3 protein-coding genes are annotated in these 16,222 nt (G+C 76.2%); all 3 read right to left on the minus strand.

Annotation, left to right across the window (positions count from 1 at the left end; all coding sequences use genetic code 11):
* Nucleotides 1–4: 4 nt before the first annotated feature.
* From HDA31_RS23100 to HDA31_RS23110, 3 genes are read right to left on the minus strand one after another with little or no spacing between them, the layout of a single operon-like run.
* Complete coding sequence (locus tag HDA31_RS23100; protein ID WP_178063604.1) at nt 5–7,852, minus strand: non-ribosomal peptide synthetase; 7,848 nt, start codon at nt 7,850–7,852, stop codon at nt 5–7.
* A complete protein-coding gene (locus tag HDA31_RS23105) occupies nt 7,849–15,888 on the minus strand; it encodes a non-ribosomal peptide synthetase (protein ID WP_178063603.1) in 8,040 nt (2,679 codons plus the stop codon). Before HDA31_RS23105 ends, HDA31_RS23100 begins: the two co-directional genes overlap by 4 nt.
* A complete protein-coding gene (locus tag HDA31_RS23110) occupies nt 15,881–16,111 on the minus strand; it encodes an MbtH family protein (RefSeq protein WP_178063602.1) in 231 nt (76 codons plus the stop codon). Before HDA31_RS23110 ends, HDA31_RS23105 begins: the two co-directional genes overlap by 8 nt.
* Nucleotides 16,112–16,222: the final 111 nt, after the last annotated feature.

Genomic DNA, 16,222 nt, shown 5'->3' on the forward strand with positions numbered 1-16,222 from the left:
GTCGTCAACCTTCGTTCGCAGGGGTGGGGGCGGAACCTTCGCGCGCAGGGGTGCGGGGGGCCGGCACCGGTTCGGGCAGGTGCGCGGCCAGTCGGCCGGGGGTGGGGTGCAGCATCAGTTGCAGGACCTCCAGGTCGACGCCGAGCGCCTCGACGCCGTGCACCAGCCGCATCGCCGTGAGCGAGTCCCCGCCGAGGTCGAAGAAGTCGTCGTCGACCCCGGCGGGCACGCCGAGCACCTCGCCGAACAGCGCGCACAGCCGGGCCTCCCAGGCGGTGACCGCCCCGGCGTCGGCTTCCGCTTCGGCGGCCGGTGCCGGCGGCGCGGGCAGGGCCGCGCGGTCGAGCTTGCCGTTCGGCGCGAGCGGCAGCGCGGCGAGTTCGACGAGCACCGCCGGCACCAGGTACGCCGGCAGGCCCGCCGCCAGCTCGGCGCGCAGCCGGGCCGGGTCGAACGGGGTCCCCGGCTGCGGCACCACGTAGCCGACGACGCGGCGGATGCCCGGCACGTCCTCCCGGACCGTCGTCGCCGCGGCGGCCACGCCCGCGCAGCGGGCCAGCGCCGCGTCGATCTCGCCCAGCTCGACGCGGAAGCCCCGCACCTTCACCTGCTGGTCGTCGCGCCCGTGGAACACCACCTGGCCGGCGGCGTCCCAGGCCGCCCGGTCGCCGGTGCGGTACATCCGCTCGCCGGGGCCGCCGAACGGGTCGGCCAGGAACCGCTCGGCGGTCAGGGCGGGCCGGCCCAGGTAGCCCCGGGCCAGGCCGACGCCGGACAGGTAGAGGTCGCCCACCACACCCGGCGGTACGGGGCGCAGGCAGCCGTCGAGCACGTGCACCCGGGTGTTCCAGATGGGCCGGCCGATCGGCACGTACGCCGGGCGTGCGCCGGCCGGCACGGGCCAGTGCGTGACGTCCACGGACGCCTCGGTGGGCCCGTACAGGTTGTGCAGCTCCGCGCCGCAGGCGGCGTGGAAGCGGTGCGCCAGGTCGGGGTCGAGCGCCTCGCCGCTACAGATCACCCGGCGCAGGCCGGCGCAGTACGCGGCGACCGGCTCGGCCAGGAACGCGGCGAGCACCGACGGCACGAAGTGCGCGGTGGTGACCCGGTGCCGGGCGATCAGCCGGGCCAGCCGGGTCGGGTCGCGCTGCTCCTCGGCGTCGGCGACGACGACCGCCGCGCCGGTGGACAGCGGCCAGAACATCTCCCACACCGACACGTCGAAGCTGAGGCTGGTCTTGTGCAGGACCCGGTCGGCGGCGGTCAGCCCGTACTCCTGTTGCATCCAGCGCAGCCGGTTGACGATGCCGGCGTGCGGGACGACCACGCCCTTGGGCCGCCCGGTCGAGCCGGACGTGTAGATGACGTAGGCGGGGTGCCCGGGGCGCAGCGGCGCGCGCCGCTCCCGGTCGGTGGGCGCGGTGGCGGGTTGCCGGTCGAGCAGGTCCGCCACGGCCGGGTCGTCGACGGCGACGCACCGGTCGGCGGGGCAGCCGTCGGCGACGAGCTGGCCGGCGGTGTCCCGGGTCGCGACGACGCAGACGGCCGCGCTGTCGCGGACCATCAGCGCCCGCCGCGCGGCCGGGTAGTCCGGGTCCACCGGCAGGTACGCCGCGCCCGCCTTCACGGCGGCGAGGATCGCCACGAGGCTGGCCGGGGAGCGGGGCAGCCCGACGGCCACCACCCGCTCCGGGCCGGCCCCGCGCGCGATCAGCAGGTGCGCCAGCCGGTTGGCGGCGGCGTCGAGGCCGGCGTAGCTCAGCTCCTCGTCGCCGCAGCGGACGGCCACCGCGTCGGGGGTGCGCCGCGCCTGCGCCTCGACCAGCCCGGCGAGGGTGAACGGGCTCATCGGGTCGGCGGCGGCCCCGGCCGGGTGGGCGGTGTCGTTGGCGGCGGCGAGCAGGCGCAGCTCCGCGCCGGTGAGCGGGGCGAGCCGGGCCACCGGGGTCACCGGGTCGGCGACGACCGCCCGCAGCAGCGCCGCCAGCCGCTCCAGCACCGCCGCCGCCGTCGCCGCGTCGACCAGGTCGGGCTGGTGGCTGACGCGGACGCGCATCCGGCGGCCGGGCAGCACGACGACGGCCAGCGGGTAGTGGGTGGCGTCGCGGCCCGTCACGGCGGTGATCCGGGCGTCGCCCACGGCCGGCGTGCCGTCGAGCGCGACGGGGTAGTTCTCGAACACGTACAGGGTGTCGAACAGTGCGCCCTGGGTGCCGGCGAGCCGCTGCACCGCGCCCAGCCCGAGGTGCTGGTGCGGCACCAGGGCCGACTGTTCGCCGTGCAGCCGGGTCAGCAGGTCACCGAAGGTCTCCCCCGGGCCGGCGCACACCCGCACCGGCAGCGTGTTGAGGAACAGCCCGACCATCTGCTCGACGCCCGGCAGGTCCGGCGGGCGTCCCGCGACCGGGGTGCCGAACACCACGTCGGCGCGGCCGGTGAGATAGCCGAGCAGCACGCCCCACGCCCCCTGGAGCACGGTGTTGACGGTCACGCCGCGGTCCCGGGCCAGGGCGGTCAGCGCCGCCGTCAGCTCCTCGTCCAGCTCCAGGTCGACGTCGCGCGGCAGCGCCGTCGGGTGCGCCGCGCCCGGCCCGGCCAGCAGGGTCGGCTCGGTCAGCCCGGCCAGCGCCGCCCGCCACGCCGACTCGGCGGCGGACCGGTCCTGCCGGGCCACCCAGGCCAGGTAGTCGCGGAACGGCGCGGGCGGCGGCGGGGCGGCGGCGGCCCCCCGGTGGTGCTCGTAGCCGGCGATGAGGTCGCGCAGCACCAGCGACAGCGACCAGCCGTCGAGGAGGATGTGGTGGTGGGTGAAGTCGAGGCGGTGCCGCTCGGCGGCGAGCCGGACCAGGCTGAACCGCAGCAGTGGCGGCCGGGCCGGGTCGAAGCGCCGCCGCCGTTCGGTGTCGGCGATCCGGGCGGCCTCGGCGTCGCGTTCCGCGGCGGGCAGCGCCGACAGGTCGGTCTCCTGCCACGGCACCGCCACCCCGTCGCCGATGACCTGCACCGGCGGGCCGGCGAGCCGCTGCCGGAACGCCGCGCCGAGGTGCGGGTGCCGGGTGAGCAGGCCCTGGGCGGCGCGGCGCAGCGCCTGCGGGTCGAGCCGGCCGGTCAGCTCCAGGGTGAGCTGGGCGGTGTAGACGTCCGCGCCGGCCCCGGCGTACGTGGCGTGGTAGAGGATGCCCTCCTGCAACGGCGCGAGCGGCAGCAGGTCCGTCAGGCGCGGATACTCGGCCCCGATGGCGTCGAGTTCGGCCTGCCCGACGGCGACCAGCGGAAAGTCCGACGGGATCCGGCCCGCCGCCGGTGCCGCCGCGCTGTCGGCCAGCACCTGTAGCGCGCGCAGCCACGCGTCGGCCAGCTCGCGGGCCCGGGGCTCGGGCACGGCGTCGCCGGCCCACGTCCAGGTGGCCCGCAGCCGGGGCCCGTCGGCGGTGTCCACGGTCACGGCGTTCAGCGACACGGCGTGCGGCAGCGGCATGTCCGCGTCGACGTCGCCGCCGAGGGCGTCGCCCGCGACGGGCGTCCAGTCGGCCTCCGCCGCGCCGCCGCCGAGCCGGCCCAGGTAGTTGAAGCCGAGCTGCGGGCGGCCCAGCCCGGCGAGTTCGGGGCCGGTGGCCGGGTTGAGGTGGCGCAGCAGCCCGTAGCCGATGCCGTGGTCGGGCACGGCCCGCAGCCGCTCCTTGACCTCCCTGACGACGACGCCGACGGCGGGTCCGGCGGCCCACACGTCCGCCCAGTCCACGCCGGCCGGGTCCACCCGCAGCGGGAACAGGCTGGTGAACCAGCCGACGGTGCGGGCGAGGTCGACGTGTTCGGTGAGCGGGTGCCGGCCGTGGCTCTCGACGTCGACGAGCAGCCCGCCGGGCCGCTCGGACGCGACCGCGATGGCCAGCGCGGCCAGCAGCACCTCGTCGACCCCGGCGTGGAACGCGTCGGGGACGCGGCGCAGCAGCGCCGCCGACAGCTCCGCCGGCACGGTCTGGGCCAGGCTGCGGGCGGTGCGGGCGGTGTCCCGGGCCGGGTCGGCCGGGCGGGTGCCGACGGGCGGCGGGGCCGCCGCCAGCGCCCCGCGCCACAGGTCCAGCTCGGCGGCGCGCGCCGGCCGGGTCGCCTCCTCGGCGAGCAGCGCCGACCACCGCCGGTACGAGGTGGTGACCGGGGCCAGCTCGGGCCGGGCCCCGCCCGACACCGCCGCCCACGCGGCGGCCAGGTCGGGCAGGAGGATCCCCCAGGAGGTCGCGTCGACGGCGAGGTGGTGGGCGGCCAGCAGCAGCCGGCCCCGGGCCTGCGGGCCGGCGTCGAACCAGACGGCCTGGAGCATGACCCGCGCGGCCGGCGCGAGCCGGGACTGCGCGGCGCGGGCGTGCGCGGCCACGACCGCCCGCAGGGCCGGCTCCTCGTCGGCCGGGTCGACGGGCACCCGGGTCAGCACCGAGGCGGCCGGCACGCTGCCCGGCGCGGCCACGTCGAGCCGCCAGGGGCCGTCGGGGCAGGACGGCCGGTCCAGCCGCATCCGCAGCGTGTCGTGCCGGTCGAGGACCGCCTGCACGGCGGCGCGCAGGTCGGCCTCGGTGAGCCCGGCGGGCACGCGCACCACCATGGACTGGTAGTAGCCGTCCACCGGCCCGCCGGCCGCCCGCAGCCACTCCATGATCGGCGTCGGGTCCAGCTCGCCGACCCCGTCGGCGGCGCGGGCGACGGCGGCGTCGCGGGTGCGGTCGGCGGCGACGTCGGCGGCGAGGTCGGCGGCGGCGGCCAGCCGGGCGACGGTCGGGTGGGCGACGACGTCCCGGGGCCGGATGGCCAGCCCCGCGCTCTGCGCCCGGCTCACGAGCTGGATCGACGAGATGCTGTCGCCGCCGAGGCCGAAGAAGCTGTCCCCCACCCCGACGGTGGGCACCCCGAGCACCTCGGCGAACAGGTCGCAGAGCAGCTTCTCGGTGGCGGTGCCCGGCAGGTCGTCGCCGGGCGCGGGCTCCTGGCCGGGCGCGGGCAGGGCCGGCCGGTCGACCTTCCCGTTGGGGGTCAGCGGCAGGGCGGCGAGCCGCACGAAGATGTTCGGCACCATGAACTCGGGCAGGTGGGCGGCGACGAAGGCGCGCACGGCCGCCGGGTCGGGGGCGGGTCCGCCCGCCGCCCCGACGAGGTACGCGACGAGCTGCCGGCCGCCCGTGCCGACCTCGCGGACGACCACCGCCGCCTGCGCGACCGCGTCGTGGCGGGTCAGCACCGCCTCCACCTCGCCGGGCTCGATCCGGTGCCCCCGCACCTTCACCTGGTCGTCGACCCGGCCGACGAACTCCAGTTCCCCGTCGGGACGCCAGCGCACCAGGTCGCCGGTGCGGTACATCCGCTCGCCCGGCCCCGAGTACGGGTCGGCGACGAACCGGGTCGCGGTCAGCCCCGGCCGGCGCAGGTAGCCGCGGGCCAGCGCCCGCCCCGACACGTACAGCTCGCCGGCCACCCCGGCGGGGACGAGCCGGAGGCTGTCGTCGAGGACGTACACCTGGCAGTTGCGCACCGGGCGGCCGATGGGCACGGCGGCCCCCGCCCCGACCCGGTCGGCGCGCAGGTCGGCGCTGACGGTGGCGCACACCGTCGTCTCCGTCGGGCCGTACGCGTTGACCATGCGGCGGCCCGGCGCCCAGCGGGTCACCAGCTCGGCGGGCAGCGCCTCGCCGGCCAGCACCAGGGAGCGCAGGGTCGGCAGCGGCTGCACGGCGAGCTGGGTGAGCACCGCCGGTGGCAGCGTCGCGTGGGTGACCCCGTGCGCCCGGACGCACTCGGCGAGCGGCTCGCCGACGAGCAGCCGCTCGGTCGGCACGACCAGCGCCGCGCCGCAGGTCAGCGCCATGCACAGCTCCCAGAAGGAGGCGTCGAAGCTGGGCGAGGCGAACTGGAGGACCCGGGCCCGCCCGTCGACGCCGAGGTGGGCGGCCTGGGTGGCGGCGAGGCTGCTGACGCCCCGGTGGGTGACGACGACGCCCTTGGGGCGGCCGGTCGACCCCGACGTGAAGATCACGTACGCGGGGTGGGTCGGCAGCAGCGGGACCCGACGGTCCCCGTCGGTCGGGTCGCGGTCCGGGCGGCCGGCCAGCTCCGCCGCCAGCGCCGGGTCGCGCAGGTCGAGGCGGGGCAGCCCGGCGGCCTCGGCGGCGGCGCGGGCCACCGGCGCGGCGTCCGCCCCGGCGTACACGACGCAGGCCGGCTCGGCGTCGGCCAGCATCTGCTCGACGCGGGGGCGCGGGTATTCCGGGTCGACCGGCAGGTAGCCGCCGCCGGCCTTGGTGACGGCGAGGATCGCGGTGACGAGGTCGACGCCGCGCGGCAGGGCGAGCGCGACGAGCCGCTCCGGGCCGATCCCCCGGGCGACGAGCGCGTGGGCGAGCCGGTTCGCGTCGGCGTTCAGTTCGGCGTACGTCAGCCTCCGCGCGCCGCAGCGCACGGCGACCGCGTCGGGCGTGCGGGCGGCCCACGCCTCCACCAGGGCCGGCAGGGTCGCCACGGGCACCGGGTCGGGGTTGCGGGACTGGGTGGACAGCCGGTGCCGCTCCTCGACGCCGAGCAGGTCGAGCCGCCCGGTGCGGGTCGCCGTCGCGGCGGGCAGGTCGGTCAGCAGCCGGGTGAACCGGCGCAGCAGGCCCCGGGCGAAGGCCGCCGGGAACAGGTCCGGCCGGTACGACAGCCGCAGCCGCAGCCGGGTGCCGGCCGCCGCGTTGAGGCTCAGCGGGTAGTGGGCGGCGTCGTCCGCGCCCGCCTCGACGCGCAGCGGCCCGCAGCGCAGTTCCCCGGACTCGGGGAAGTTCTCGAACGCGACGCAGGTGTCGAACAGCTCGCCCGTCCCGGCGACCTTCTGCACGTCGGCGAGGCCGAGGTGGTGGTGTTCGATGAGGTGGGCCTGCTCGTGCTGGATCCGCGTCAGCAGCGCCGACAGCGGTTCGTCGCGGCGCAGCCGCACGCGCACCGGCACGACGTTCATCAGCAGGCCGACCATGCTCTCCGCGCCGGCCAGCTCGGGGGGCCGCCCGGACACGGCCGCGCCGAACGTCACGTCGGAGCGCCCGGTGAGCTGGCCGACGAGCAGCGCCCACGCGGCCTGGACGACGGTGTTGACGGTGAGGTCGTGCCGGCGGGCGAACGCGACGAGGTCCGCCGTCTCCTGCGGCCCGAGTTCGCCGGGCAGGCTGCCCGGCCAGATGGGGGCGCGGGCCGGGTCGGCGGGGGCGACGAGGGTCGGCCCGTCCAGGTCGGCCAGCGCCGCCCGCCAGGCCGCCTCGGCGCGCGGCCGGTCCTGCGCGGCGAGCCAGGCGAGGAAGTCCCGGTACGGCACCGGCGGCGGCAGCGCCGCGCCGTCGCCCCCGTGCTCGTAGAGGGCGCACAGCTCGCGGATCAGCAGGGACGTGGACCAGCCGTCGAGCAGGATGTGGTGGTACGTGACGACGAGCCGGTGCCGGTGGCCGTCGACGCGGATCAGCCGGAACACGATCAGCGGGGCCCGGCGCAGGTCGAACCGGCGGCCCTGGTCGGCCTCGGTGTGCCGGGCGAGGGCGACGTCGGGGTCCTCCCCCGGCTCGACGGTCACCTCCGTCCACGACAGGCCCGCCCCCGTGGTGATCACCTGCACGGGCGCGCCGGAGCGGCGTTCCCGGAAGCTGGCCCGCAGGTTGGGGTGCCGGCGCAGCAGCCCGCCCGCCGCGGCGCGCAGGGCGGCGGCGTCCAACGGGCCGTGCAGGTCGAGGATGAGCTGCGCGGTCTGCACCTCCGGGCCGGCGCTGCCCTGCCAGGAGTGGAACATCATCCCGGCCTGCAACGGCGCCAGCGGCAGGATGTCCTCGATGTTCGACGTCGTCATGACACCGCTCCCTGTTCCGCCGCGAGCTCCTGCTCAAGGTCGTCGATCTCGTCCTGGGTCAGCGAGACCAGCGGCAGGTCGGCCGGCGTGTGACCGCCGGCGGACGGCGTGGCCGAGCTGGCCACGACGGCCTCCAGGGCGGCGTGCCAGTCGTCGGCCAGGTCGGCCACGTCGGTCTCGGCCAGCAGCCCCGCCGGCCACGACCAGGTGGTACGCAACTGCGGCCCGGCCGGGCCGTCGACGGTGACGGCCCCGATCTCCAGGGCGTGCGGCACGGGGTCGCCCGGGTCGGCCCCGCCCCGCAGCACGAAACCCTCCTCCGCCGGCCCCCAGTCGTCCGGCTCGGCGGCGGGGAACCGGCCGAGATAGTTGAAGGCCACCTGCGGGGCCGGCATCCGGGCGAGCGCGGGGCCGGTCCGGGGGTCGAGGTAGCGCAGCACGCCGTACCCGCCGGCCGGGGGCAGGGCGGTGAGCTGGTCCCTGACCCGTTTGACGGCGGCGCTGACGGTCGGGCCGCCGGTGCGCGCCTGCGCCCCGTCGACGGGGCCCGGGTCGAGCCGGACGGGGTGGATGCGGGTGAACCAGCCGACGGTGCGGGACAGGTCGGCGTCGGGCACGAGCCCGTCGCGGCCGTGCCCCTCCAGGGCGACCAGCACCCCGTCGGAGCCGCCCCGGCCCCGCCGGGCCAGCCACGGCGGCAGCGCCAGCGCCAGGGCGCTCAGCAGGATCTCGTCCACCCCCGTCCGGTAGGCGGCCGGGGCCGTGGTCAGCGCGGCCAGCGTGCAGGCCGGCGACGCGGTCCGGGAGACGCTGCGCAGCCGCCCGTGGACGTCGACGCGGCGGTCGAGGGGCCGGTCGCCCAGCGGCGGGTCGGGCCGGTCCAGCAGCCGCGTCCAGGCGGCCAGCTCCGCAGCGCGGGTCGGCTCGTCGGCGCGGTCTGGCACGTCGGCGCGGGTCGGCTCCCCGGCCAGCGCCGCGACCTGCCGCGCCCAGGCGCGCAGCGTGGTGCCCGCCGGCTCCAGCGCCGGGGGCCGCCCCGCGTCCAGCGCGGCGCAGGCCGCGCGCAGGTCGGCCAGCAGGATCCGCCACGACACCCCGTCGACGGCGAAGTGGTGCACGACCAGCAGCAGCCGGTTCCCGACGTGCGGGCCGGCGGCGAACCAGACGGCCTGCACGAGCACGCCGTCGGCGGGGCGCAGCCGCTCGCGGGCGGCCCGCGCCTGGGCGGCGATGAGCGCCGGCCGGTCGGCCGTGTCGGCGTCGGCGAGGTCGACGACGCGCAGGCAGTCGTCGGCGCGTACCGCCCCGGCGGGTGGGATCTCCAGCTCCCACGACGCGTCGCCCGGCCCGGTGCGGGCCCGCATCCGCAGCGCGGGGTGGTGGTCGAGCAGCGCCTGCACGGCCTCGCGGACCCGCTCGACGGTCTGCCCGGCGGGCACCCGCACCAGCATCGACTGGCTGAACGCGTCCAGCGGGCCGCCGAGTTCCTCCCGGGCCCAGGCCATGATGGGCGTCAGCGGCACGGTGCCGGTGCCGTCGTCGGCGGTGCCGACGTCGACGCCGTCCACGGTGGTCGCCGCGGCGGCCAGGGCGCGCACGGTGCGCTGCTGGTAGACGTCCTTCGGCTTGAGTCGCAGGCCGGCGCGGCGGGCTCGGCTGACGAGCTGGATGGACATGATGCTGTCGCCGCCGAGACCGAAGAAGCTGCCGTCGATGCCCAGCTCGGGCACCCCGAGCAGCTCGGCGAAGAGGTCGCACAGGATGCGTTCGGCCGGGGTACGCGGGGCCGGGCCGGTGAGCGACCCGTCGAGTTCGGGCTCGGGCAGCGCCGCCCGGTCGACCTTCCCGGTCGGGGTCAGCGGCAGCGCGTCGAGCACCACGAGCCGCGCCGGCAGCAGGTACTCGGGAAGCTGGTGGCGCAGCCACTCGCGCACCTGCGCCGCCGTGAGGGTGGCGGGGCCGGCGGGGGTGACGTAGCCGACGAGCCCGGCGCGTCCCGCCTCGTCGGGGCGGGTCACCACGACGGCCGCGCCGACGCCCGGGTGCCGGGCGATCGTCGCCTCGACCTCGCCGGGCTCGACCCGGAAGCCCCGGATGTTGACCATGTTGTCGACGCGGCCGGCGTACTCCAGGTCGCCGTCGGGGCGCAGCCGCACCCGGTCGCCGGTGCGGTACAGCCGGCCGCCGGGCGGGCGGGCGTACGGGTCGGCGACGAACCGCTCCGCCGTGAGCCCGGGCCGCCCCACGTACCCGCGCGCCAGCCGCGCGCCGCCGACGTAGAGCTCGCCGACCGCGCCGGGCGGCACGGGCACGAGCATCGGGTCGAGGACGTGCGCGGTGAGGCCGGCCACCTCGCGGCCGATCCGGCTGAGGCCGTCGCCGACGTCGTCGGGCCCGAGGGTGCGGGCGGTGACGTGCACGGTGGTCTCGGTGATCCCGTACATGTTCACCAGGCGCGGCCGGTCCCAGCCGTGCCGGGCGGCCCACCGGCGCACCGAGGCGTGTTCCAGGGCCTCGCCGCCGAAGACCACCCAGCGCAGCGCGTGGGGCCGGTCGGCGCGGGAGTCCACGTCCTCGAACTGGGCGAACGAGGAGGGGGTCTGGTTGAGCACGGTGACCCCGGCGTCGGTGACGAGGCGGTGGAAGTCCTCGGGGTTGCGGGAGACCCAGTAGGGCACCACGACGACCCGGCCGCCGGTGCTCAGCGCGCCCCAGATCTCCCACACGGAGAAGTCGAACGACGAGCTGTGGAACATGGACCAGACGTCGTCGGGGCCGGCGGCCAGGAACTCCGCGCCCCAGTGCAGCAGCCGGGCGACGGCGGAGTGCGGGACGGTGACGCCCTTGGGGCGGCCGGTCGACCCCGACGTGTAGATCACATACGCCGCACTGTCAGCCGTTGTCGGCACCGGCGGCAAGGCCGCGGCGACCGGGACCACAACCTCCCCGTCCACCTCCACCACCCGCCACGGACCCGACGGCAACCGCCCCGCCGCACCCACACCCCCCAACACCACCGACACACCCGAATCGGTCAACATCCACGACAACCGCTCCGCCGGATAATCAACATCCAACGGCACATACGCCCCACCAGCCTTCAACACCCCCAAACACCACACCACCAACTCCACCGACCGCCCACCACACACCCCCACCAACGAACCCCCACCAACCCCCAACCCCCGCAACAACCCCGCCACCACATCCGACCGCACACCCAACTCCCCATACGTCAACACCACCTCCCCACACACCACCGCCACCGCACCCGGCGACCCCTCCACCCACCGACCCACCAACTCGTGCACCAGCAGCGCGCGGTCGGCGGGCTCCGGGGGCGGCGCGGCCGCCGCCGACCAGGAGGCGAGCAGGGACCGCTCCGCCGCGCCGGCCAGCGGCTCGCGCAGGTACCGGCGGTCCGGCGCGGTCACCATGTCCCACAGGGCGGCCACGAACCAGTCGCGCAGCAGCCGGACCTGTTCGGCCCGGACGGCGTCGGTGTGGAAGTCCATGGCCAGCAGCACCCGGTCGGAGACGGGGTCGCGGACGACGCCGATGTTGAGCGGGAAGTTCGTCGGCTCGGCGCGGACCGTGGAGAAGCTGCCGATCTTGCCGTCGAGGATCTCGGTGCCCCGGCCGGAGAGCATCTCGGCCATCACGTGGAAGTGGTTGTAGACGAAGTTGACGTTGACCGGCTGGTCCATGCCGAGCCGGCGCTGCATCTCGGCCATGGGGAAGCGGCGGTGCGGCAGCATGTCGCGCTCGGCCGCGAAGACCGCGGCGATCAGGTCCGTCCACGTGCCGTCGGGCAGCGCCAGCCGGAACGGCAGCGTGTTGAGGAACAGCCCCCGCACGTCGTCGCCGCCGGCCTCCTCCGGCCGGCCGTTGGCGGTCACCCCGACCAGCACGTCCGTCGCGCCGGTGGCGTAGCCGACCGTACGCAGGCAGGCCGCGACGAAGAGGGCCTTCAGCGGGGTGCCGCACCGGTTGGCCAGGTCCCCCAGCGCCGCGCAGAGCTCGGGGCTGAGCACCGTCTCCACCGAGCCGTAGCGCTGGCGGGCGTCGGTGGCATACCACCACTCGCCCGCGAAGCGCTGCTCGCCGGGCAGCTCCGGCACGGGCCCGTCGGGCCAGCGCAGCAGCCGGGTGTCCGGCGGTTCGGCCAGCCGCTCGCGCCAGAACCGTTCGGTCTCGGTCGAGGTGAGGGCGGCGCGTTCCAGCTCGACGAAGTCGCGGTACTGCGCGGTCAGCGGCGGGTCCGTCGGCTCGATGCCGTCGCGCAGGCCCTGGTAGACCCGCATGATCTCGCTGAGCGTGGAGTGCAGGCTCCAGCCGTCGAACACGGCGTGGTGCTCGGTGAGCGTCCACTGGAACACGTCGTCGGAGCGGCGGTGCACGTGCATCCGCAGCAGCGGCGGGCGGTCGTGGTCGAACGGGGTGACCCGCTGGTGCTCCAGGTAGGCCCGGACGATCTCGTCCTGCGCCGCCTCGTCGAGGCCGCGCAGGTCGTCGCAGCCGACCGGCAGGACCGCCTCGGCGTGCACGAGCTGGAGCGGCTCGCTGTAGTCGGTGAGCGCCAGCGCCGTACGCAGGATCGGGTGCCGGCGCACGACGTGCGCGACCGCCCGGGTGAAGGCGTCGGCCTCGAACGGCGCGCGCACCTTCATGCTGTCGACGTTGTGGTACGGCAGCCGCTCCGGGTCGCGGGTCATCTCGTAGACCATGCCGACCTGCAGGGCGGTCATCGGATACGCGTCGACGAGCCCGCCCGGCAGGTGGGCCCGGTCGGCGGCGGCGACCAGCTCGAACGGGCGGCGCGTCGGCGCGTCGGGGACGTCGACGACCGTGCAGGCGGCGGCGAGCTCGGCGATCGTGGGGCGGTGGAACAGCTCCTGCAACTCGAAGGAGATGCCGCTGGCGCGGGCCGCGCCGAGCACCCGGATGCTGCGGATCGAGTCGCCGCCGAGGTGGAAGAAGTTGTCGTGCCGGCCCACCTGGACGGGGCCGAGCGCGTCGACCCAGATCTCGGCGAGCCGCCGCTCCACCGGGCCCTGCGGCGGGACGTAGTCGCCGCTGCCGGCGGGGCGGGCCTCCTCGACGGGGTCGGGCAGCCGCCGGTGGTCGGTCTTGCCGCTCGGCGTCAGCGGGATCGCCGCCAGCTCCACGAAGCGCGCCGGCACCATGTAGTCGGGCAGCCGGTCCGCCAGCCACTGGCGCAGCTCGGCGACCGGCACCGCCGACCCGGCCGCCGGCACCACGTACGCGATGAGCTGCGGGGCCCCCGCGTCGTCGGGCCGGATGGTGACGGCCGCGCCGGTGACGCCGGGGAACTGGTGGGCGACGGCCTCGATCTCGGTCAGCTCCACCCGGAAGCCCCGGATCTTGATCTGGCTGTCGGCGCGGCCGGCGTACTCCAGGGTCCCGTCGGGACGCCACCGGGCCAGGTCGCCGCTGCGGTAGAGGCGCGCGCCCGGCTCGTCGCCGACGGGGTCCGCCACGAAGCGTCCGGCGGTCAGCCCGGGTTGGCCGAGGTAGCCCCGGGCGACCCCGGGCCCGCCGACGTACATCTCGCCGGTGACGCCGACCGGGCAGGGCCGCAGGTTCCCGTCGAGGACGTGGATCGCCAGGTCCGCCAGCGGGCGGCCGATCTGGGTGAGGGCGCGGGTCAGGTCGTCCGGGCCGACCTCGCGGAACGTGTTGTGCACGGTGGTCTCGGTGATCCCGTACATGTTGACCAAGCGCGGCCGGTCCCAGCCGTGCCGGGCGGCCCACCGGCGCACCGACCCGTGCTCCAGGGCCTCACCGGCGAAGACGACGTAGCGCAGCGCCAGCGGCTGCGGGTCGGCGAGGCGGGCGTCGGCGGCCTCGAACTGGACGAACGCGGACGGGGTCTGGCTGAACACGGTCACGCCCGCGTCCCGCACCAGCGCGTGCAGGTCGTCGGGGCTGCGGGAGACCCAGTAGGGCACCACGACGAGCCGGCCGCCGCTGCCCAGCGCGCCCCACGTCTCCCAGACGCAGACGTCGAACGACGAGCTGTGGAACATGGACCAGACGTCGTCGGGCCCGAAGCTGAAGTCGCGGGCCGCCGAGGCGAACAGCCGGACCGCGTTGCGGTGGGTCACCGTGACGCCCTTGGGGCGGCCGGTCGAGCCCGACGTGTAGATCACATACGCCGCACTGTCCCCCGACACCCGCACCGGCGACGGCACCTCGTCAACCGGGACCGCGACCTCCCCGTCGACCTCCACCACCCGCCACGGACCCGACGGCAACCGCCCCGCCGCACCCACACCCCCCAACACCACCGACACACCCGAATCGGTCAACATCCACGACAACCGCTCCGCCGGATAATCAACATCCAACGGCACATACGCCCCACCAGCCTTCAACACCCCCAAACACCACACCACCAACTCCACCGACCGCCCACCACACACCCCCACCAACGAACCCCCACCAACCCCCAACCCCCGCAACAACCCCGCCACCACATCCGACCGCACACCCAACTCCCCATACGTCAACACCACCTCCCCACACACCACCGCCACCGCACCCGGCGACCCCTCCACCCACCGACCCACCAACTCGTGCACCGTCAGGTCGGCGTCGTCACCCGCCGGGTCCACCGCCGTCGACGTCTGGGCCGCCGACCAGGACCGGATCAGCGACCGCTCGGCGGCGTCCATCGCGGCGAGCTGCCCGATCGCCAGCCGGGGCTGGTCGAGCGCGCTCGCCAGCAGGCACGACCAGTGCCGGAAGAAGTGCTCGACCGAGTCGCGGCCGAACAGGTCCGTGCAGTATTCGATCTCGATGTCGAAGCGGTCGCCGTCGTCGTAGACGGTGAACGTGAGGTCCAGCTTCGCGGTGTCCGTGGGCACGAACTCGCGGGTGAGGAACGACGCGCCGGCCCCCGCCCCGGCTCCGCCCGCGACGCCGGCCCCGGCCGCCGGCCCGGTCTCGTGGAACGCGAACAGCACCTGCACGAGCGGGCCGTGGCTGGGCACCCGCTGCGGCACGAGGCGGTTGACCAGCCGGTCGAACGGCACGTCGAGGTGCTCCAGGGCGTCCAGCACCGACTCCTGGGTGCGCGCCACGACGGCCTCGAAGGTCGGCTCGCCGCCCAGGTCCGTGCGGGCCACCATCGTGCCGGCGAACAGGCCGACCACGTCCAGGAAGCGGCTGTCCCCCCGGCCGGCGACCGGCGAGCCGACGACGAGGTCGGTCTGCCCGGTCTGCCGGTGCAGGAAGACGTGGAAGGCCGCCAGCAGCACCACGTACGGCGTGACGCCGCGGCCCGCCGCCAGGGCCCGCACCCGGCCCCGGACGCCGGGGTCCACGGTGAACCGCAGGGTCTCGCCGCGATAGGTGAAGTCCCGGGGCCGGGTCCGGTCCCGGCCGAGGTCGAGCAGCTCCGGTGCGCCCCGCAACTGCTCGACGCGCCGGTCGAGGTCCCGCTGCGCCTGCGGCCCGGCCAGCCATTCCCGCTGCCGGGCGCAGTGCTCGACGTACGTGGCCGCCGCCGGGGGCGGCACGGGAACGCCGCCCAGCCCGGCGGCCAGCTCCCGTTCGACGATCTCCAGCGAGAGGCCGTCGACGGCGATGTGGTGGAACGTGAGGTGGAGCAGCCGCACGTCGTCGTCGACGGCGAACACCGCCGCGCGGACCAGGGGCCCGGCGCCCAGGTCGAACGGCCGGCGGGACACCTCCCGCACCACCTCGGCGCACCGGGCGTCGCGTTCGGCGGCCGGACAGCCGGTGAGGTCGTGGACCTCCAGGGGCAGCTCGCGGCCCGGCAGCAGGCGCTGCACCGGCTCGCCGTCGACCTCCTCGAAGGCCGTGAACAGCGCGTCGTGCCGGGCCAGCAGGCGGCCCACGGTGGCGACGACCTCCGGCAGCGGCACGGCGTCCCGCAGCCGCCACGACACGGGAACGTGGTACGCGGCGCTGGCCGGTGCCAACCGGTCGATGAACCACAGCCGCTGCTGCTCGCTGCTCAACGGCCAGCGCTGGTCGTCCTCACCCATGGGACGCGGCGTTCTCGGCCTGGTCCATGGCGAGGGCGAGGCTCTTCGGCCGCATGTCCTGCCAGTTCTCCTCGACGAAACGCAGCGCGTCGTCGCGCCCGCCCGGCCCCCATGCCACGGTCCAGCCCGCCGGCGCCTCGGCGAATTCCGGCCACAACGAGTGCTGCGACTCGGCGTTCACCAGCACCAGAAACGTGCCGTCCGCATCGTCGAATGGATTCATGATCCGCCTCCGGTCCACATCGATGCCGCAGGGAGTCCACATAGCCCCCGGAAGCGGCCGGGGAGAATCCTGCCGGGCGATAGCGACGGCAGCCAGAAATTGCCACTTTCA

The sequence above is a fragment of the Micromonospora carbonacea genome (genome assembly GCF_014205165.1).
Lineage (GTDB): Bacteria > Actinomycetota > Actinomycetes > Mycobacteriales > Micromonosporaceae > Micromonospora > Micromonospora carbonacea.